At 73.5% G+C, this 18793-nt stretch carries 19 protein-coding genes; 6 read left to right on the forward strand and 13 right to left on the reverse strand.

Features of this window, described 5'->3' with window-relative positions; genetic code table 11:
- Positions 1 to 40 precede the first annotated feature (40 nt).
- Positions 41 to 847 carry an HAD family hydrolase gene (locus tag ACOOHE_RS13005; protein ID WP_420454512.1) on the reverse strand — a complete coding sequence of 269 codons (807 nt, stop codon included), beginning with the start codon at positions 845 to 847 and terminating at the stop codon, positions 41 to 43.
- A gap of 782 nt (positions 848 to 1629) precedes the next feature.
- On the opposite strand from ACOOHE_RS13005, the gene ACOOHE_RS13010 reads away from it, so the two are divergent.
- From ACOOHE_RS13010 to ACOOHE_RS13030, 5 genes are all read left to right on the forward strand, one after another.
- Entirely contained in the window at positions 1630 to 2373 is a 744-nt protein-coding gene (locus ACOOHE_RS13010) for a cytochrome C assembly protein (protein WP_420454513.1), read from the forward strand.
- Complete coding sequence (locus tag ACOOHE_RS13015) at positions 2370 to 2591, forward strand: CcmD family protein (RefSeq protein ID WP_420454514.1); 222 nt, start codon at positions 2370 to 2372, stop codon at positions 2589 to 2591. The genes ACOOHE_RS13010 and ACOOHE_RS13015 overlap by 4 nt, the downstream gene beginning before the upstream one ends.
- Positions 2592 to 2619: 28 nt before the next feature.
- Positions 2620 to 3054, forward strand: a complete 435-nt coding sequence (locus tag ACOOHE_RS13020) for a cytochrome c maturation protein CcmE (protein ID WP_420454515.1) — start codon at positions 2620 to 2622, stop codon at positions 3052 to 3054.
- A 107-nt stretch (positions 3055 to 3161) separates the two neighbouring features.
- Positions 3162 to 3602, forward strand: coding sequence for a DUF1499 domain-containing protein (locus ACOOHE_RS13025; RefSeq protein WP_420454516.1), 441 nt, complete (start codon positions 3162 to 3164; stop codon positions 3600 to 3602).
- Between the two features lie 26 nt (positions 3603 to 3628).
- Complete coding sequence (locus tag ACOOHE_RS13030) at positions 3629 to 4105, forward strand: PaaI family thioesterase (protein WP_420454517.1); 477 nt, start codon at positions 3629 to 3631, stop codon at positions 4103 to 4105.
- Positions 4106 to 4381: 276 nt separating this feature from the next.
- Here the strand turns inward: ACOOHE_RS13030 and ACOOHE_RS13035 are convergent, their stop codons facing one another.
- The 9 genes from ACOOHE_RS13035 to ACOOHE_RS13075 all read right to left on the reverse strand — a co-directional run bounded on the left by ACOOHE_RS13035 (position 4382) and on the right by ACOOHE_RS13075 (position 14343).
- Entirely contained in the window at positions 4382 to 4972 is a 591-nt protein-coding gene (locus ACOOHE_RS13035) for an MFS transporter (protein ID WP_420454518.1), read from the reverse strand.
- 69 nt (positions 4973 to 5041) lie between these two features.
- Positions 5042 to 6412 (reverse strand): magnesium transporter, encoded by a 1371-nt coding sequence (gene mgtE / locus ACOOHE_RS13040; protein ID WP_420454519.1) that lies wholly within the window; start codon positions 6410 to 6412, stop codon positions 5042 to 5044.
- On the reverse strand, positions 6409 to 7242 hold the full coding sequence (gene rsmA, locus ACOOHE_RS13045) for a 16S rRNA (adenine(1518)-N(6)/adenine(1519)-N(6))-dimethyltransferase RsmA (protein WP_420454520.1): 834 nt from the start codon (positions 7240 to 7242) through the stop codon (positions 6409 to 6411). Before rsmA ends, mgtE begins: the two co-directional genes overlap by 4 nt.
- Positions 7243 to 7476: 234 nt before the next feature.
- Positions 7477 to 10077, reverse strand: a complete 2601-nt coding sequence (locus tag ACOOHE_RS13050; protein WP_420454521.1) for a hypothetical protein — start codon at positions 10075 to 10077, stop codon at positions 7477 to 7479.
- 3 nt (positions 10078 to 10080) lie between these two features.
- Entirely contained in the window at positions 10081 to 10626 is a 546-nt protein-coding gene (locus ACOOHE_RS13055; protein WP_420454522.1) for a hypothetical protein, read from the reverse strand.
- 228 nt (positions 10627 to 10854) lie between these two features.
- A complete protein-coding gene (locus ACOOHE_RS13060; RefSeq protein WP_420454523.1) occupies positions 10855 to 11628 on the reverse strand; it encodes a lysophospholipid acyltransferase family protein in 774 nt (257 codons plus the stop codon).
- Positions 11629 to 11637: 9 nt separating this feature from the next.
- Positions 11638 to 12432 carry a TIM barrel protein gene (locus ACOOHE_RS13065; RefSeq protein ID WP_420454524.1) on the reverse strand — a complete coding sequence of 265 codons (795 nt, stop codon included), beginning with the start codon at positions 12430 to 12432 and terminating at the stop codon, positions 11638 to 11640.
- Positions 12429 to 13100, reverse strand: a complete 672-nt coding sequence (locus tag ACOOHE_RS13070) for a hypothetical protein (protein ID WP_420454525.1) — start codon at positions 13098 to 13100, stop codon at positions 12429 to 12431. Before ACOOHE_RS13070 ends, ACOOHE_RS13065 begins: the two co-directional genes overlap by 4 nt.
- A gap of 64 nt (positions 13101 to 13164) precedes the next feature.
- A complete protein-coding gene (locus tag ACOOHE_RS13075; RefSeq protein ID WP_420454526.1) occupies positions 13165 to 14343 on the reverse strand; it encodes a hypothetical protein in 1179 nt (392 codons plus the stop codon).
- Positions 14344 to 14529: 186 nt separating this feature from the next.
- On the opposite strand from ACOOHE_RS13075, the gene ACOOHE_RS13080 reads away from it, so the two are divergent.
- Complete coding sequence (locus tag ACOOHE_RS13080; RefSeq protein ID WP_420454527.1) at positions 14530 to 16296, forward strand: dynamin family protein; 1767 nt, start codon at positions 14530 to 14532, stop codon at positions 16294 to 16296.
- Between the two features lie 74 nt (positions 16297 to 16370).
- Here ACOOHE_RS13080 and ACOOHE_RS13085 read toward each other — a convergent pair whose 3' ends face one another.
- From ACOOHE_RS13085 to ACOOHE_RS13095, 3 genes are all read right to left on the reverse strand, one after another.
- A complete protein-coding gene (locus tag ACOOHE_RS13085) occupies positions 16371 to 17708 on the reverse strand; it encodes a cation:proton antiporter (protein ID WP_420454528.1) in 1338 nt (445 codons plus the stop codon).
- A 114-nt stretch (positions 17709 to 17822) separates the two neighbouring features.
- The gene (locus ACOOHE_RS13090; RefSeq protein ID WP_420454529.1) at positions 17823 to 17975 is read right to left on the reverse strand and encodes a hypothetical protein; all 153 of its coding nucleotides are present in this window, start codon (positions 17973 to 17975) and stop codon (positions 17823 to 17825) included.
- A 78-nt stretch (positions 17976 to 18053) separates the two neighbouring features.
- On the reverse strand, positions 18054 to 18704 hold the full coding sequence (locus tag ACOOHE_RS13095) for an HD domain-containing protein (RefSeq protein ID WP_420454530.1): 651 nt from the start codon (positions 18702 to 18704) through the stop codon (positions 18054 to 18056).
- Positions 18705 to 18793 lie beyond the last annotated feature (89 nt).

The following is an 18793-nucleotide window of genomic DNA, read 5'->3' on the forward strand; positions in this document are numbered from 1 at the left end:
CGGACGAGAGGGGACCCGACAGAGACTCCGTGGCGGAGCACTAGCGCGGCGTGGGGCTGGCGCCCGCCGCGGCGTCCTCGTCGGGCGCGGCGGTCGGGTCGGCGCTCCCGTCGAGAGCGTCGTCGGCCGGCGCGAGCATCCCGAGCAGGTCCGAGGTCGTCGCCAGGATCTCGTCGGCCCCCTCGCGGACAAGTTCGTCCTCGGTCCCGAACCCGCACAGCACGCCGACGGCCTGCGCCCCGCCAGCCCGGGCCGTCTGCATGTCGACCGTCGTGTCACCGATGACCAAGCACCGCTCGGGCGCGACGCCCATCGCGTCGGCCACGAACAGGAGCGGGTCCGGGAAGGGCTTCATGCGCGGCGTCGTCTGGGCGCCGGCGACGGCCGTGAAGCAGTCGATCACGTCGAAGTGGGTGAGGAACGCGCGGATGCGGTCCTCCTCCCCGGTCGAGATCGCGCTGATCGGGTAGCGGTCGCAGAGGTCGCGGAGCATCTCAGCCACGCCCGGGACCATGTCGTGGGGGACCTCGTCGGCCGCCTCGGGCGGGTGCTCGTCCGCCCGCCGGCGCTGGCCGCGGACGTGGGCCAGCAGGTCGGCGATGGCGCCCTTCACTCGGGACAGGTCGTCGTCCAGGCCGAGCGTGTCGAGCGCGCCGTAGGCCGCGTTGACCGGGGTCTCGGCGCCCATCACGATCCGCCGCGCCAGCTCGGTCGCGCGGCGCCCGCTCACGAGCGGGACGGCGTCGAGCACGGCCGCGATCTGGGCCACCAGGTGGTCGTCGGTGTCGGCGAGCGTGCCGTCGACGTCGAACACGAGGGCGTCGACGCGGGCGAGGTCGAGGGGCATCGGAGAGGAGTCGGGGGCCGGGAGTCACGAATGAGGAGCCCCGCCGACTCGTTCCTGGCGCCGCGCCCTCGGACGCCTCCAGACCGTCTCGCGTCGTCGCGGCGGCCACCGGCAAGGACGCCAGGTCCGACGAGCCGAGCGAGTGTCGCGCTTCACCGGCAGAGTCCGTCGGGCACGACCCATCGGAGAGTGGACAACCCGAGGTTGCGTAGACTGTTGTCACCGGCGTAGACAGGTTCGGCACAACAGGTTGCGCGCGCTGTCTCGTGTCGGTTACATTCGGGCCGGGTCGAGTTCCCGCTGTGGATAACTTCCGCCGTCGGCCGACTCTTTCTCTCCACCCTCACCCCCGAACGGATGAACCGCCTCATCCCCACCATGACGGCAGCCGCGGCCCTCGTCGGCCTCGGCGTCTTCGTCGTGTTTCTGTTCTAGACGGCCGCCTTCGGGCTCCTGTCTAACTCGCGAGCGCCGCCCGGGACCTCCCCGGCGGCGCTCGCGTCGTTTGGGACGGGTGGACGGGTGGACGGGTGGACGGGTGGACGGGTGGACGGGTGGACGGGTGGACGGGTGGAATCTCCGGCCCTCGTTCAGCCAGCGCCACTCGCGGGCCCCCGAGTTGTCCACGGACCGCCCACGCCGACGCCCTCTGCCATTTCCCCTTTCCTGTTTCCCCGTTCCCGCGAGCGCCAGCGAGCCACCCCGAGCCTTTCCCCCTTTTCACGGTCTGGCGGGCGCAGCGGGCAGAACATGAACGTTCACGGGCTGACCCGCCCACACCCATGGACCGCGACCTCGCCCTCCCCCGCTACGGACTCGCCTACCGCCTCTTCGGCGTCGTGGCGGCCGTGTGGCTGACGGTCGTCCTCGTCCTGGGCCTCCTCGGCCCGGTCACGAACCTGCCGATCCTGGAGCACACGGCGCGCAACCTGTACTTCCACGTGCCGATGTGGTTCGTGCTCTACGCCGGCGCCGTGGCCGGGGCGTGGCACGCCGGGCGCTACCTCGCGACGGGCCGGACGGTCCACGACGTCCGCTCGGAGGCGGCCTGGATGGTGTCGACGGTGGCCGGTGTGACGGCGCTCGTGACGGGCGTGGTCTGGGCCCGGTTCACGTGGTACCAGGGGACCGGGCTCTGGTGGAGCCCCGAGCCGCGCCAGAACATGGTGGCCGTCCAGCTCCTGATCTCCGGGGCCTACTTCGTGCTCCGCGGCTCACTCGACCGGCCCCGCCAGCGGGCGCGGCTCTCGGCCGTCTACGCCCTGTTCGCGACGGCCTCGATGCCGTTCCTGACCTACGTGCTGCCCCGCCGGATGGCGAGCCTCCACCCGGGCGCCGAGGGCAACCCGGCCTTTAGCGAGATGGACATCGCCGCCGACATGCGGTGGGTCTTCTACGCCGCCGCCGTCGGGTTCCTGATGCTCGGGTGGTGGCTCTACACCCAGCGCGTCCGCGCCCGGGTAGCCGCCCTGCGCGTCGAGGCCCTGGCCGCGCCCGCCCCCGTCGCCGCGCCCGTCGTCACATGATCCAGGTCGACACCACCGTCACCGTTCTGGACGACGGCGCCGCGCAGGCCACGACGGCTCAGCCGCAGGGCGTCGAGCGCGTCATGCTGGCCCAGGACAAGTTGCCCGTCGTGCTGGCGGTCGTGCTCGTCGTCTGGCTCGGCGTCTTGCTGCTCCTGTTCCGGACCGACCGCCGGCTCGCCCGCATCGAGCGGGACCTCTCCGACCGAGAGGCGTAACCCTCCCACCGACCCTCCCCCTCGCCCCATGCGCCCCACGACCCTGCTCGGCCTCGCCTTCGTCGGCATCTTCGGGTTCTTGGTGGTCAACAGCTTCGGCGACCAGGTCGCCGGCTGGGAGACGTTCGAGGACGCCGCCGTGAGCGGGCGGAAGGCGCACGTCGTCGGGACGTGGGTCCGCGAGGCGCCGTCGACGTACGACCCGGCCCGGAACGTGTTCACGTTCGTGATGGCCGACACGGCGGGGACGACGCGGCCGGTCGTCTACGCCAACCCGAAGCCGGCCAACTTCGAGGACGCCACGCGCGTCGTGGTCCAGGGGCGGATGACGCAGGCCGGCCAGAGCGAGGTGTTCGAGGCCGAGCACATCCTGGTCAAGTGCCCCTCGAAGTACAACGAGGGCGGCGAGTTCGAGGCGGCCGAGCCCGGGACGCCGGTGACCCAGACGTCGGCCGAGCTGTGAGCCGTCGCCGGCGGCGGTCCGCCAGTCCGACGTCCCCACGCCGTCGAGCCCGACGCCAGCGCTGGCGGCTCCCGAGGCCGAGCCGGCGGGTCTGGATCGGCCTAGGCGTGGCCGCCGCCGTCGCGCTCGTGGCCTCGGAGGCGCTTGGCTCCCGTCCCCAAGCGACCGAGGCCGACGCGCCCGTCCCGCCCTGCCCGAGCACCCCGAACTGCGCCCGCCTGCGCGTGCCCGTCGCGTCGGCGCCCCTCGCCGTGACCGAGGCCGTCCACCGCGCCTTCAGCGGCCTCGGCGACACGGGCCTCGGCACGCCCGCCGCCTTCGTCCCCACGGCAACCGGCGCCCTGGCGACGTTCGCCGTCGGCCCGTTCCAGGACGAGGTGGCCGTCGAGGTCGAGCCGGCATCGCGGGGGTCGGTCCTGTGGGTTCGGAGCGCGGCCGAGAGCGGGCGGAGCGACCTCGGCGTGAACCGCCGCCGGGCCCAGCGCGTCGTGGAGGCCGTCGCCGCGTGGCTCCCGCCGGAGGCGCGCGAGGAGCCGGCCGGTCAGTAGAGCGTCGCCCCATCCCCCACCTCCCCATGTCCGTCCCCACCAAAGAAGAGCTCCAGGGCCTCGCCGACGCGATGAAGTCGCTCGGCGCTGGCGACCTCCGGCTGCCCCCGCCCGTGCTCGAAGAGATGGAGGCCGAGATCCGCGACTACCGGCCGGCCGGGGGCGACGGGGTCGGCGCGGCGATGGTGGCTTGGTTCCCCGTCCTCGAACGGTACCAGAACCCGATGGGGCTGATGCAGGGCGGGATGGTGGCCGCGGCCGTCGACAACGTGGTCGGCCCGCTGAGCTACTTGGTGGCGCCGCCCAGCGTGACGGCCCAGCTCACGATGACCTACCTCGCCCCGGTCACGCCCGACCTGGACCACGTCGAGGTCGAGGCCCGGCTCGTCGCCCGGTCCGGCCGCCAGCTGGTGTTCGACGCGACCGTCTCGGCGCCCGACGGCCGCGCGCTCGCGGTGGCCCGGTCCACGAACACGATCGTGCGGAAGGGCGCTGGCGGTTGACTCTAGATCCTGGAGGAGTGTGGGGGTGTGGGAGGAGGGGTGTCTCGACCGGACTCTCCTCATACGGACTCCGCACCGTGATGTCAGGACGGGGAATCGGTGGCGATGCGTGATGCGTGATCTTCCGACGGAGAGAGTCACGCATCACGAATCACGTATCCGCATTGACGGTCATGACATCAACGCGCTGAATCCGTATCACACGCCCAGCTTCCTTCCGTGCCGCAAGCCTGCCGGCGGACGCGGTGTCCGTCCACTCCCACACCCCCATACCCCTCACTCCGTCTCTCCTCCCGTCACCTCGTAAACCGTGATCGGCGGGCCCGAGGCGGGGTCGAACCGGCACCCGGCCTCGACGCCGACGGCCGCCAGCGCGCCCGCGTCGAGCGCGCCGGCCTCGACCTCGGGCCACCGCGCGTGCATCGCGCCCAGCGCGAACGAGGCGCCCGAGCCCATCGCCCAGAACTGCGTGAACTCGTGGACCTCACGCATGTCGTACACCCCAAAGATGCCCGTCGGCGCGGCGACGAGCAGCGAGACCTGGGTGCTCTCGTACGGGTCGCCCTCCTGGTCCGTCTCGGGGTTGAGGTAGTACTCGTCCTTCAAGACCGGGTGGAGCGCGCGGAACGTCTCGAAGATGCCGCGCCGCGAGCTCAGGTCCGCGTCCTCGAACCGCTCGAGCGCGTCCTGGATCACGAGGTGGTGCGCCGTGAACCCGACGATCCCGACGTAGGCGTCGCCGATGCGGACCACCTTCTCCCCGGCCGCGTCGAGGTCCGGCGGCAGGCGGAGCCCGTCGAACGAGGTGAGCGCGTCGGTCGCGATGGCGACGCCGGCGGGCGTTCGGGCGGCGGTGATCGTGGACATGGGGGGGAGGGGTACAGGGTACGGGGTACCGGGTACAGCTTCCGTACCCCGTACCGCGCACCCCGTACCTCACAGGTAGAGCAGCGTCGCCGTGACGAAGAAGACGGTCAGGCCCAGGATGTCGTTCGAGACCGTGATGAACGGGCCCATCGCGAGCGCCGGGTCGATCCCGACGCGCGACAGCACGAGGGGGACCGTCGCACCCACCAGCGTCGAGAGCACGATGACGATCTGGAGCGAGACGGCCGCCGTGACCGCCAGCAGCCCCGTGTCGTCGCCGAAGCCCGAGACCACGACGATCAGGGCCAGCGCCGCCGCCAGCACGAGCCCGTTCAAGAGCGCGACGGCTAGCTCCTTGCCGATCCGCCGGGCGAGGTCGCTCCGCCACAGGTCGCCCGACGCCAGCCCCTGGACGGCGATGGCCGACGACTGGATGCCCGCGTTGCCCGCCATCGCCATCACGATCGGGATGAACAGGGCGAGGACCGGGGCCACCTGCAACGCCTCCTCGAACCCGACGATGACGAGCCCCGACACGTAGGCGCCCACCAACCCGAGCAGCAGCCACACCAGCCGCCCGCGGCTGACGGCGAACACGCTCGACGACAGCTCCTCCTCGCCCGTGATGCCGACCGCCCGCTGCAAGTCCTCCTCGGCCTCCTCGCGGATCACGTTCATCACGTCGTCGATCGTGATCCGGCCCAACAGCCGGCCGCCGGCCGAGACGACGGGGAGCGCGACGAGGTCGTACCGCTCCATGATCCGGGCGACGTCCTCCTGGTCGAGGTCGGGCTCGACCGACACGAGGTCCGTCTCGGCGATCTCGGAGACCGGCGTCGCGGCCGGCGTCAGCAGGAGCCGCTTGAGCGGGACCACGCCCGCGAGCCGGTCGTCGGCGTCGACGGCGTAGACGGCGAACACGGGGTCGACGGCGTCGGCGTTGGCGCGGACGGCCTCGGTCGCTTCGGCCACGGTCGCCGTGAGCGGGACGGCGACGACCTCGGTCGCCATCAGGCCGCCGGCCGTGTCCTCGGCGTAGCTCAGCAGCGCCTCGATGTCGACGGCGTCCTCGAGCTGGACGAGCACGTCGTCGGCCTGAGTGACGTCGACGTCGGCCAGGACGTCGGCCTGGTCGTCGGAGGCGAGCGGGTCGATGAGCGTGACGAGCTCGGTCGTGCTCAGCCCGTCCAACAGGTCGACCCGCTCGGCGCTCTCGAGCTCGGGGAGCGTCCGGCTCGTGACGTCGTCGGGGAGCCACCGGAACGCGACCCGGGCGAGGTCGGGCGGGAGGTGCTGCAGGAGCGCGGCGACGTCGGCCGGGCGGAGCTCGGCGACCAAGTTCAGCACGTGCCCGCGGTGGCCGGCCTCGACGAGGTCGGCGACGGCGTCGACCAAGTCGTCGTCGACGAGGGGCGGGGCGTCGGGTACGGGGTCGCTCACGGGCCGGGGGGACGGGCGGGGACGCCCAGGTGACGAGCCAGGCGGACGAAGTCGGCCGGCGAGACGGCCTCGGGGCGCAACGTCGCGGCCCACTCGGGGAGGTCGACGCCGGCCTGGCGCGCCAGCGGGCCCAGGCTGTTCCGGAGCATCTTCCGGCGCTGGCCGAACGCCGCGCGGACGGTCCGCCGGAGCGCGTCGAAAGGTACGTCCGGCGGCTCGGCCGACGCGAAGTCGAGGGCCACCACGGCGCTCTCGACGGCCGGCGGCGGGCGGAAGCACGCGCTCGGCACGTCGAACAGGGCCTCGGCCCGGGCGTAGAGCGCGAAGTAGACCGAGAGCGTCCCGTACGTCTTCGACCCGTGCGGCGCCACGACCCGGTCGGCCACCTCCTTCTGCACCATCACGACGGCCCGAGCGACGGCTTGGCGGGCGTCGAGCAGCGCGAACAGGATCGGCGACGTGATGTAGTACGGCAGGTTGCCGACAACGTGGAGACGGAGGGACGGGGGACGGGGGACTGGGGACTGGGGGGTGCCGGATGCGCCCCCTCCTCCCGCCAGCGCGCGCCAGTCGGCATCGAGGACGTCGGCGTGGCGGACGTCGAGGGCGGGGAAGCGGCGCCGGAGGTGGGCGATGGACTCCTCGTCCACCTCGAGGGCCACCAGGTCCGGGTACCGCCGGAGGAGCTCGCCCGTCAGCGCGCCCTCGCCGGGGCCGATCTCGACGACCGGGGCGCCGGGCGGCGCGGCGACGGCGGCGACGATCCGGTGGACCACGCCGTCGTCGGTCAGGAAGTGCTGGCCGAGGCTCTTTTTCGGGCGGACGGGCACGGGCGGGCGGAGGGTGGACTGCGGAGAGTAGACCCGCCCGCGTCCGGCACGGGGCCCGGCGCCATCCTCCACCCTCTCTTCTCTAACCCACGTTGTGCCTCCGGCCCTCGCGTCCGTTGGGACCGAGGACGGGAGACCGCCTGAGACTCGTCACGGAAGCCGGTCCCCGGTCCTCCGTCGCCGGTCCCACCGCCTCTTTCGGTTCCGACACCACTCGGGTTCTCCATCCCCCGCTCACGCCGGCGGGTGGCCGCGGCGGTACCACAGCAGGCTGCCGAGGCCGAGGGCCCCCAGGTACGCCAGGAGCGTGGCGACCCACGAGATCATCACCCCTCGGCTGCGCGTCTCGGGCCGGTACCGCATCGTCACGATGTGGTCGCCGGCGGGGATCGGGATGCCGCGGAGCAGGAAGTCCGTGCGGACGATGGGCACGCGGTCCTCGCCGACCTGGGCCGTCCACCCGGCCGGGTAGTAGACCTCGCTGGCGACGAGCAGGCGCGGCCGGTCCGTCCGGACGTGGTAGACCACCTCGTCGGGCTCGAACCGCTCCAGCTCGACGACGACGGCGCCGGAGTCGGGCGCGGCGCCGGTGAGCGCGTCGGCCGAGACGCCCTCGGGCAGCGGCTCGGAGACGAAGGCGACCCGGCGGAGGTCGGTCTCGGGGTCGCGGATCCGCTCGATCAGCACGTCCTCGTCCGGGACCACGGCGACCGAGTCGACGAAGAAGGCGCGCGGCAACGTCGACGAGTCGACGGCGACGACGAGCCCGGTCTGCTCGTCCTGGAACAGCGGCGTGTAGCCCGGCACGACGCCGTTCAGGACGGTGTACCGCGCCGACAAGAGCGAGAGCGCGTTCCGGTTGAGGCCCGTCGAGTCGTCGGGCAGGAGCCGGTCGAAGTAGTCCTGGATGAGCGCGAGCTTGGCCCCGTGGTACCCGCCGACGGACTCGTAGAAGTACGAGGGGACGGCGTTCTGGGACCAGTTGTCGGGGAGCACGCGGAACCGGCCGGGCCCGCCGGCCTCTCGCACCTGCTCGACCAGGAACTGGTCGGCCTGGGTCGGCTGGATCTGGGCCTCGACGCGGGACGTCCGCCGGAGCGACGGGTCGTTTTCGTTGAAGTAGCGCCGGCCGACGCCCCACAGGTCGACGGTCGCCAGCACGGCCAGGCCCGCCAGGGCCACCCAGGCGGGGACGCGGCGCCACAGGAACGCGGCGGCGAGCGCGAGTGCGAGCGCGAGCAGGAGCAGCGACCGCCCGGCGTCGCTCGCGAACAGGGCGCGCCGCTCGGCCTCGGCGCCTTCGAGGTACTGGGCCGCCGCCTGGCGGACCTGGGGGTCGGCCGGCGAGAGCCCGTTCTGCTGAGCGACGGCCGCCGCGATTTGGGCGCCCTCGTCCGGCCGCTCGAACGCGAGCGGGCCCCCGCCGGTCAGCCACAGCCCGCCGACCAGGAGCGCGAGCGCGGCGCCGACGCCGAGCACCACGCGCCGCTTTCGGACCTCGGCCTCGGGCGTGGCCTCGCGGCGCTGGAGGTAGTACGCGCCCCACCCGGCCAGGAGCGCCAGCAGCAGCACGACCGCCGCCAGCCACGTCTCGGGCACGCGGAACGCGCTGAACAGCGGGAGCACCTCGAACGCCGGCCGGTTCACGAGCGGGAGGTACTCGCCCAGCGAGAACAGGACCATCACGACGGCCGCGACCCCGAACGCCGCGACCGACCGCCGTGCCACGCCGGCCACGCCGACCAGCGCCAGCAGGGCCACGACGGGCCCGACGTAGTGGGGCCCGGCCGTGAACGGCTTCGCGCCCCAGTACGTCGCCCCTCCGCCGCCGTAGGCGCCGGGGATCACCAGCGTCAGGAGCTCGCCGAGCCCCTGGCTCCAGGCCATCGCGTACTCCCACGCCAGCCCGCCGCCCGGCCCCGCCGAGCGCGTCGTGAACGCCTTGTACTCGGCCTGCAGCAGGTACGGGTCGGCGACCATCGCCAGCGCGAGCGCGGCGCCGACGCCCAGGAGCCCGGTCGAGACGGCCCACATCGCCGCGCGGCCGTCGCGCGCGGAGGCGACCCCCTCGGCCACCCACCAGATGAAGGCGACGACGACCACGTAATACGTGATCTGGACGTGCCCCGCGCGCAGGTTGGCCGCCGCCGCGATCGCGAACAGCAGCGTCAGGAAAACGCTCATCATCTTGCCCGTCTCGGGCGTCCGTCGGATGACGGCGGCGAATGCCAGCAGGAGCCACGGCGCGAAGGCGAGCGCGATAAACTTCGTGTTGTGGCCGGCCGTCAGGATCAGCGGGAGGTACGTCGACAACCCGTAGCCGACGGCCGCCACGACGCCGGCCAGCGGGGTCCGCGTGAGGTAGAGGACCAGGAGGTACGTCCCGATGAGCAGCACCAGGAAGTGGGCGACCGGCCACAGCCCGGCCTTCCGCAGCCCCATCACGACCGTGTCGACGCCGGGCACGCGCGAGCCGCTCAGGATCATCGTCCCCGGCATCCCGCCGAACACGTTGGGCGCCCACTCGGGCTGGACGCCCGTCTCCTCTTGGTACTCCAGCATGGCCTCAGCCGTCGCGGCCCACTGGACCGTGTCGCCGCCGACGAGCGTCCGCCCTCCGAACGTCGTCGGAGCGAAGAAGCCGAGGGCGACGACGACCAGGAACCCGACGCAGACGGCCTGCTGGACCCAGCCGGGCTGCTTTTCCCAGAGCGACGCCTCGCGCGTGACGGGGCCCGCGCGACGGACGCGGCTCCGCTGCTTCCAGACCTCGTTGCCTTCGAGGGGCGCCGGCCCCCCCGCCGCCCCGGGGCGGCTCTTCCTCGACTTCGCCATGCTTTAGGTGTGGATCGGGCGAGCCAGCGCGCGGTCGGCCTCGTGCTGGCGGAGGGCGGCGGCCGTCGCCGCCGGGAGGTCGTCGACGGAGACGGTCGCGACGCGGGCGGCGACGGTGCCGGCGGGAACCAGGATCGCGCGGACGTCGACCGTGATGCCGTACGGCGGCGGCGAGCACGCGAGCGAGAAGACCGAGGGGTCGAGCGCGCCGACGGCGTAGACGAACGCGGTGTCGCCCCGAACGGTGGCCGTGAGCGGGCGCGGGACGCGGTCGCCGCTCCCCGTGAGTGCGACGGCGTCGTACAACACCTCGACGGCGCCGTCCGGCGTCGGGCTCGGGGCCTCCCCAACACCGGCGTCGACGGCGACCTCGAGGCCCGGCGCGGCGTCGGTGACGAACGCGACCGTCAGCGTGTCGCCGACGCCGCGCCCGTCGGCCACGAGCAGACCGCCGGTCGTCGTCGTCCGGGCCGTCTCGAACGAGCAGTCGCCGAGCGAGCACGCGCCAAGGGCGGCGACGGACAGGAGCAGGACGGCGAGGGCGCGCATGGCCCGCAAGATAGCCCGCGCCCAATGCGGCCCCGAGGCCGGGCGACCGGCGGAGATCCGGCCTTCGTTCTCCGACCGGACCCCCCGCCACCCCAGCCATCGCTCCGCTCAAGGCCGGGATGGCTGTCCCCCTCGAAGGGGACAGTCCGGGCGCCCGCTGAGCGGAGGCGCCAGCCGGAGCGATGGGTGCCCGGACAGGGGGTCCGCCCGGAGCACGCCGGCCCGAGGCTACTCCGCCGGCCCGAACGCCGCCAGCTCGCCCGCGATCACCGCTCGGAGGCGCTCCTGCAAATCGGCCGCGTCGGCACGGGTGAGGCCGGCCGTCGGGATCGGCTCGCCCAGGACGAACCGGGTCTCGCCCGGCCGCGCCAGCTTCTCCGTCGTCGACAGCAGCCCGGCGTGGCCGACGACCGTCACTGGCACGACGGGCACGCCGGACTCGATGGCGAGCACGAACGGGCCGCGCATGAACGGGTTGAGCGCGTGGCCGTGGCTCCGCCCACCCTCCGGGTACAGCAGGACCGAGTCGCCGCCGCGGATCCGCTCGGCCACGCGGCGGAGGTCGGCGACGGACCGGCGGGCGTTCGAGCGGTCGATGAACAGGCACGCCGTCTTGTCCAAGACCCACCCGACCATCGGCCACGCCCGGATCTCGTGGCGGGCGACGTAGAGGAACGGCCGCGGCAGCCCGACCATCGCCGCCGGGATGTCGAGCGAGTTCACGTGGTTCGACACGAACACGACCGGCCCGTCCGGCACCGGCGCCCGGGCCTCGACGCGCACCCGGACGCCCCACATCCCCAAGACGAACCGGGCCCACGGCCGCATCCACGCCCGCAGCGTCCGCGCGGTCGGGCGGAACGCCGAGTGCAGCACGACGCACGGGCTCATCGTCACCGTGAAGACCGTGGCCCAGACCAACGCCCAGCCGAACCACAGCCGGTGGGCCAGGGTGGCCGACGGCGGGTCGAGGAAGAGGCGGGAACGGGCGGAGACGGGCACGGGCAAAAGCTATCCCCGTCCCGTGCCCCGGAGCGCCCGCCGGGCCGACCGGATGAGGGCCGTCGCCGCGCCGAGCCCGCTCGTCCGGGCCGGCTCCGGGAGCGCGTCGATCACGAGGGGCCCGTCGGCGCCGGCCCGGACGAGCGCGGCCAGGTGGGCGTCCCACCCGACGTCGCCTTCGCCGAACGAGGCGTCGGCCCACCCGCCGTCGACCACGGCCCCATCACGGACGCCGACGCAGCGGACCGGCACGCCGGCGGACACGAGCGCTTCGAGCCCGTCGGCCGGGGCCTCGCCGGCCGCGAGCGCGTCGGCCGGCCGCCAGTCGGCGCCGACGGCGGGGTGGCCGACGGCTCCGAGCAGGGCCGCGAGCGCGGCGCCTGTCGCCACCGCGGTCCCGGCGTCGTTGCGGACGGCCAGCGCCAAGCCGAGCGCGGCGGCCCGGTCGCCGGCCTGGCGCAGCGCGTCGGCGGAGGCGTCGGACGGCTCGGCCGCGAGCGCGCCCACGCGGGCAAGCCCGCACCCGAACCGCTCGCCGAACGCGGCCACCTCGTCCAGCCGGTCGATCTCGTTGAGCCACGTTGCTCGCGACCCGGCGTCCCCCTCGAACAGGCCGGGGTCGAGCGCGACGACCGCCAGTTCGGCCTGGTCGAGCCGTCGCCGGAGCGGGCCCTCGGTCACGTCCGGCACGCGCCCGCCGCCGACGGTCCTGAGCGCGACGCCGTCCAAGCCCCAGAACAGCGTCAGGCGGACGGCGCGGGCGGGGTCGCCCGTTGCCGCGTCCGTGGTCCAGGCCGTCGTCATTGGACGATGAGGGAGTCGGCGGGCCCGCCGAGGTCCGGGTCAGCCGGCGGCACGTAGCGCGCGCGAGCCGTCGTCCGGTCGACGAGCGCTTGGGCGAGGGCGACCGGGTCGAGCGCCGGGTCGAGCCGCTCGATGGCGACCCCGTCGATCTCAGCCGGCCCCTCGGGCCCCGCCATCACGACGGCCCGGACGGCGGCGCGCGGCCACAGCGAGCTCCGGATCACCTGGCGGACGCCGTCGCCGGCGGACCAGAACGCGACCTCGACGGTCCGCTCGGGCTGGGACGTCCACAGCGACCGCTCGACGAGCACGCGGGCGGCCTCCAACACGGCGGCCGTCGCCGGCCCGTCGGCGCGGGTGCCGAGCACGACGAGCTCGGACCGGCCCAGCGGGCTCCGCCCCGGCACGAACCCGCCGACGACCGGGACGCCGAGGTCCGTCTGGTACCTCGCCACGAGGCCCCCGTCGCCGAACGGCGTCACGCCCGCGCGGACGAGCTGGCGGCGGAGGAACGCCCGGCGGGGCGTCGTCGAGCGCGCGGCGGCGAGGGAGTCCGTCAGGCCCGCGAGGGCCCGGACCGAGACGGGGGCGTCGGGGCCCGTCGGCACGGGGTCGGGGCCGGCGCAGGCCGAGACGGCGAGGGCGGAGGCCAACAGGAGGGCGCGCATGGGCACAAAAGAGGGGGCCGCCCGACATCCGCCGGACGGCCCCCAGACTACGGCCGGCCCGAGGCTAGTTGAAGCCGATCGACAGGCCGAGGGTGCCGCCGATCGACGGCTTGACCGAGTTGGCGCCGCCGAGGCCGTAGCCAAACTCGGTGTACTCCTCCTGGACGGCGCCCTTGAAGTAGATGGACGCGGGGAGGTTCGGCGGCGAGATCCGGATGTACGGCGCGATCGTGCCAGCGTGGCTGCCGATCCCGGACTCCGTGCCGATGTTCTCGACCGTCGGCTGGTCGAACCGCGTCTGGATCTGGGCCGCGGCCCCGATCTCGAACACGCTCAGCTTGATGCCGGCGCCCAACATGAAGTTGAGGAGGTCGGAGTCGTCGTCGACCTCGGGCACGCCGCCGGCCTGGAGCATGAAGTAGTCGATGCCGCCGAAGACGCGGAACGCGCTGCTCGGGTAGTCGAAGTCGGCCCCGAACGTGATGGCGTCGCGGCCGTCCGAGTTCGAGAGCGCCGTCGGGAGCAGGAGCGGCGAGTACGCCGCGTTCCCCGCGACGAGGACCGTGGGCAGGACTCGCTGATCTTCCGGGGCGCCGGGGTTGATCGAGACCGGGACGTTGGCGCCGAGCTGGCCCCCGAACCGGGCGCCGTCGATCGTGGCCTGGTCGCCGAACTCGCGCTCGCTGCCGAGGTCGAAGATGTAGCCGCCGTGGACACCAACGACGCGGCCCCGGGCCGAGCCGAAGACCTTGATGCCCTGGACACCGAAGTCGCTCTCGATGCTGCCGATCCCGTTCGTGAACGGGGACGGGTCGGAGCCGGCCTGGAACTCGTTCTTGGCGATCGTCAGCAAGGCGCCGCCGCCGAGCTTGAAGGCCGGGAAGCTGATAAAGTTGACCTGGGCGCCGACGTTGACGCGCTGGCTCACAATGTCGCCGTTCGTGCCGGCCACGGACAACTCGCCGTCCTCGCCGTTGACGTCCCAGATGCTCTCGGCCTCGCCGTAGGCGTAGGACGCCCAGAGCTTGATGGGGGCGATGTCGGAGGGGATCCCGAGCGCGTACGTGTCCAGCGTGATGGTCTGGGGGTCCTGAGCCGCGCGAGCGGTCTCGAAGACGCCCGGCGTCGCGTTCTCGGCCGTCCGAGGCGAGTCGGTGTCGTTCTTCTTCTTGTCGTCGTCGCGGTCGGGGGTGCCGACGGCGAGCGAGCCGGCCAACAGGCCAACGAGTGCCACGTGGAGCATGGAGGAGTTCTCTGGGAGTTGCGGGGGGAACAAACGGGATGCAAGCGAGGGGCGCTTGCGCCTGCCGCTCCTAAGCCCGCGTAGTCCTGCGGTTCCACGATGCACCCCGGAGCGACCTCCCCGAACCGCCTCTAGAGGCAACCCAGAGCGCGCACGCTACCTTCTTCGCACACGCTCCCCATACCGATGGACTCCCCCGCTCGCGTTGCCCAAGACCTCCTCGACCGCGAGCGGTCGCTGCTCGGCGCGCTCGGCGCGCTCCTCGACCGGGCCGACGCGCCCGACGACACGCGGCGACGGCTCGCCGACCTCGCCCGGACGCTCGACGAGCTGTTCCTGTTGGTCGTCGCCGGCGAGTTCAACGCGGGCAAGTCGACCGTCGTCAACGCGCTCTTCGGGCGGCGCGTGATGGAGGAGGGGCCCGTGCCCACGACCGACAAGATCACCGTGCTCCGCCACGGCGACGCCGAGGCGACGCACCGCCGGAGCGAGTTCATCACCGAGCGGACCCTCGATCACCCGCTCCTGGAGAGCCTGGCCCTCGTCGACACGCCCGGGACCAACTCGATCGTCAAGGAGCACCAGGCGCTGACCGAGGACTACGTCCCCCGCGCCGACCTCGTCCTGTTCGTGACCAGCTACGACCGGCCGCTCTCGGACTCCGAGCGGACGTTCCTGGAGTACATCCGGGGCGCCTGGGGCCGCCGCTTGGTGATCGCCGTCAACAAAGCGGACCTGGCCGAGACCGAGGCCGCGCTCGACCAGGTGCTCGCCCACGTCCGCGACGGGCTCGCGCGGATCTTTGCCGAGGCCGGGATCGAGGACGCCCGCCCGCCGCTGATCTTCCCCGTCGCCGCCCGGCTGGCGCTCCAGGCGAAGGAGGCCGACGGGGGCTACCGCGCCGACCCGAGGTGGGAGCGGTCCCGGTTCGCCCCGTTCGAGCGGTTCCTGACCGAGACGCTGACCGAGGACACCCGCGTCGCGCTCAAGCTGGCCGGCCCGCTCGACGCGGCCCAAACGCTCCTGGCCGACGTCCGCCACCGCGTCGACGCCCAGCGCGACGTGCTCGCGAGCGACGAGGTCGAGCTCGCCAAGCTGAACGGCCGGTTCGACGAGGTCCGCGCCCAGCTCGACGAGGTCGCCGGCCGGGCCGTCGCCGACGTCGACCGCGAGCTGTTGGAGATGGAGAAGCGCGGGACCCGGTTCTTGGACGACACGATCCGCGTCTCGCGGCTCAACCTGATCCGTGACCGGAACGCCTTCCGAGAGGAGTTCGACCGCCAGGTCGTCCGCGACGCCGAGCACCGGATCGAGGGCCGGCTGGGCGAGGCCGCCGACGCCCTGCTCCGCCGCGTGTTCGAGCTGTGGAACGAGACCTACACGCGCCTCGCCGACCTGCGCCGCGACCGGGCCCGCTCCGAGAGCGGGTTCCTCTACGACCGCGAGGAGGTCCTGCGCGACGTGCTCCGGGAGGCCCGGCGGACCATCGACCAGTACGACATGGGCGAGGAGGCCCGGCGCCTGCTCGAGAACGCCCGCTCGGCGCTGACCGTCGGAGGGGCCACGGCGGTCGGGATCGGGGCGCTGGCGGTCGTGCTCATCGCGACGACGGCGTTCGACGTGACGGGCGGCGTGCTGGCGGCCGGGGCCCTCGCGGCGCTCGGGTTCATCGTGCTGCCGGCCCAGCGCCGCCGCGCGGTCAAGGAGTTCTCGGAGCGCGTCGACACGCTCCGCGCCGAGCTCCGCGACGGGCTCGACCGCGAGCTGGCGGACGAGGTGGACCAGGCCGTCGGCAAGGTGCGGGCGCTCGTGCTGCCGGTCGCCCGGCTGGCCCTCGACGCCCGGGCCGCGCTCGACGCTCAGGCCACGGAGGCCGACCGGATCGACGCCGAGGCCGCCGCGCTCCGCGCGGAGGTCCGCAAAGAGTTCGGGGCCGGCGACGTGGAGGGGTAGGGATTGGGTGCTGGCAGTTCGAGGCCGACCGGAGGGGACGGAGGGGAAGTTTCCGGGACTCGCGCCCACCCTCTCTACCCCTCCTTCTCCAGCCGCACGGCCTCGCGCTCCTCCGCGTCCGACCGTTTCGAGTACCAGCGCATGAGGGGCGTGACCGAGAGGCCGTGGACGACGATGCTGACGGCGATGGTCGTGAGCACGAGCCCGAGCAGGAGGTCCGAGAACCCGTCGTTGAGCCCGTGCGTCTCGGCGAACATGAGGTAGTAGACCGAGCCGATCCCGCGGACGCCGAACCACGCGATGAGCTCGCGTTGGAGCCCGCTCGACGACGACCCCGCCATGCCGATCCAGACCGCCAGCGGACGGACGATGAGCAGGACGGCCGGGACGAACCACAGCGCGTCGAGCGTCCAGTCGGCCCGGTGGAGCAGGGCGCCGACCAAGACCACGAGCGCCACGGCCCCGATCCGCTCCAGTTGCTCGGCGAACCCCAACACGGCCGACGCCATGTAGGCCGGGGCCACGTGCTCGTCGACGGCCACCTCTTCGGCTTGGCCTTCGTGGGCCATGGCCTCGACGTCGGCGGCCGGCTCGTCGCCGGTCTCGCGGCGCTCCTCGGCGCGGAGCGCGAGGCCGGCCGCGAACGCCGCCAAAAAAGCGTACGTGCTGACCAGGAGCGCCACGCCGTAGGCCAGCGCCACCAGCCCGAGCGCCAGGAAGTCGTCGGTCCCGACGGCCTCCTTGTGGGTCCGCCGGAGGTACACCACGAGCCGGCCGACGGCCACGCCCAGCGCGGCGCCGACGGCGAGCCCGCCGAGCACGGCCCACACGACGTCGACCAGGAGCCACCGGCTGAAGTTGTGGCCCACCTCGTGGAGCCCGAGCAGGCCCAGCCCCAGCATCACGAACGGGAACGCAGCCCCGTCGTTGAACCCGGCCTCGCCGGTCAGCGAGAACCGGAGCCGGTCGGTGTCGTCGGGGTCCTCGATCTGGACGTCGGACGCCAGCACGGGGTCGGTCGGGGCCAGGACGGCGCCGAGCAGGACGGCCGCCCCGATGGGCAGCTCGAGCCCGTACACCCCGAGCGCGGCGATCCCGAACACGGTCAGCGTCATCGAGACCGTCGCCAGGCGGAGCGGGAGCTTCCACCGACCGTCCGAGAGCGGCGTCCGCAGCTTGAGCCCGGCCGCGAAGAGGGACAGGATCACGGCGATCTCGGTCAGGACCTCCAGGATCCCGGCCTCGTCGACCGGGTCGATGACCAGGAGCCCGATCCCGAGCGGCCCGATCCCGAGCCCGACCAGGAGGTAGAGCTGGGCGGTCGAGAGCGGGAGCCGGGCGAGCGTCGTCTTCCCCAGCGCCATCAGCGTCAGGAGCAGGCCGGCGACGACGAACCAGGTGGCGAACGGCATGGGCGGTCAATGGACGGCCCCGGCTCGCTGGATCGGAGCCGGGGCCGAGGGGTTGGATCGACAGACGAACGGGGGCCCGAACGCGGCGTGCGCGTCCTCGGTCCCGCCCGGGCGTCAGTTGCCGCCGTTGGTGTCCTTCTTGTCGCCGCCGCCGCCGGACCCGCCGCCGCCGCCGCCCTGCGGGTCGTTGGTCTGCTTGATCCGGCCGGTCTTGGTGTTGTCGTCGCCGCGCTTCTCGTTGCGCGTGGTGTCGTCGGAGTCGCTCATGGGGAGAGGGGGAAGTGCGGGCGTCTGACGGCCCGGGCACGCCCGGGGGTCCACCGGGTGCCGGCCCCAGGCTCTCCCCTACCCGACCTCCGTCGCCAGCTGGCGGAGGAACGTGTGCAAGAAGGCAACTCGGCGCTCGGCCTCGGCGCGGCCGGCCGCCGTCCGCATGGTCGCTGGGAGGCGGAGCACCTTGACGAACAGGTGGTCCGTCGCCCACCGCCGGTCGTCGAGCGGGCGCGTCGGCGGCTCGGCCGGGACCGGGTCCGTCGGATGCGCGAGCGCGGAGCCGAGCGCGCCCGCCGTCGCGTAGAGCCGCGCCACGCCGATGGCGCCGAGCGCGTCGAGCCGGTCGGCGTCCTGGACGACGGCGGCCTCGACCGTCCGGGGCTCGATGCCGGCCGACCAGCTGTGGGCCTCGATGGCGTGGGCGACGGCGCCGAGCCGGTCGGCCGGGAAGCCCTCGCGTCGTAGCCACTCCGTTGCCGCCTCAGCCGCGAGCGCCGACGCCCGCGCCCGGTCCGGCGCGTCCTTCGGGACCGTCACGGCGTCGTGGAGCCACGCCGCCGGAAGCGCCACGCCGAGGTCGGCGCCCTCGGCCTCGGCCAGCCGCCGCGCCCAGGCCACCACGCGCCGGACGTGGGCGGTGTCGTGCGCCGCATCGCCGGCCACCGTCTCTCGGACGTGAGCCTCGCAACGCCCCGCCCACGCCTCGACCTCGGCCGGGCTCATCGGGACCAGACCCCCCCGGCATTGAGCGCCCGCGCCACCCGGTTCACGATGCGGCGGGCGCGGGGCGAGCGGAGGATCTGGGCGACGGC

This window comes from Rubrivirga sp. (assembly GCF_965213695.1).
Taxonomy (GTDB): Bacteria; Bacteroidota; Rhodothermia; order Rhodothermales; family Rubricoccaceae; genus Rubrivirga.

Bases quoted from the DNA above. Each gene is read 5' to 3' on its own strand.
- ACOOHE_RS13005 (WP_420454512.1), bottom strand. From the start codon at position 847: ATGCCCCTCGACCTCGCCCGCGTCGACGCCCTCGTGTTCGACGTCGAC.
- ACOOHE_RS13010 (WP_420454513.1), top strand. From the start codon at position 1,630: ATGGACCGCGACCTCGCCCTCCCCCGCTACGGACTCGCCTACCGCCTC.
- ACOOHE_RS13015 (WP_420454514.1), top strand. From the start codon at position 2,370: ATGATCCAGGTCGACACCACCGTCACCGTTCTGGACGACGGCGCCGCG.
- ACOOHE_RS13020 (WP_420454515.1), top strand. From the start codon at position 2,620: ATGCGCCCCACGACCCTGCTCGGCCTCGCCTTCGTCGGCATCTTCGGG.
- ACOOHE_RS13030 (WP_420454517.1), top strand. From the start codon at position 3,629: ATGTCCGTCCCCACCAAAGAAGAGCTCCAGGGCCTCGCCGACGCGATG.
- ACOOHE_RS13035 (WP_420454518.1), bottom strand. From the start codon at position 4,972: ATGTCCACGATCACCGCCGCCCGAACGCCCGCCGGCGTCGCCATCGCG.
- ACOOHE_RS13050 (WP_420454521.1), bottom strand. From the start codon at position 10,077: ATGGCGAAGTCGAGGAAGAGCCGCCCCGGGGCGGCGGGGGGGCCGGCG.
- ACOOHE_RS13055 (WP_420454522.1), bottom strand. From the start codon at position 10,626: ATGCGCGCCCTCGCCGTCCTGCTCCTGTCCGTCGCCGCCCTTGGCGCG.
- ACOOHE_RS13065 (WP_420454524.1), bottom strand. From the start codon at position 12,432: ATGACGACGGCCTGGACCACGGACGCGGCAACGGGCGACCCCGCCCGC.
- ACOOHE_RS13070 (WP_420454525.1), bottom strand. From the start codon at position 13,100: ATGCGCGCCCTCCTGTTGGCCTCCGCCCTCGCCGTCTCGGCCTGCGCC.
- ACOOHE_RS13075 (WP_420454526.1), bottom strand. From the start codon at position 14,343: ATGCTCCACGTGGCACTCGTTGGCCTGTTGGCCGGCTCGCTCGCCGTC.
- ACOOHE_RS13080 (WP_420454527.1), top strand. From the start codon at position 14,530: ATGGACTCCCCCGCTCGCGTTGCCCAAGACCTCCTCGACCGCGAGCGG.
- ACOOHE_RS13085 (WP_420454528.1), bottom strand. From the start codon at position 17,708: ATGCCGTTCGCCACCTGGTTCGTCGTCGCCGGCCTGCTCCTGACGCTG.
- ACOOHE_RS13090 (WP_420454529.1), bottom strand. From the start codon at position 17,975: ATGAGCGACTCCGACGACACCACGCGCAACGAGAAGCGCGGCGACGAC.
- ACOOHE_RS13095 (WP_420454530.1), bottom strand. From the start codon at position 18,704: ATGAGCCCGGCCGAGGTCGAGGCGTGGGCGGGGCGTTGCGAGGCTCAC.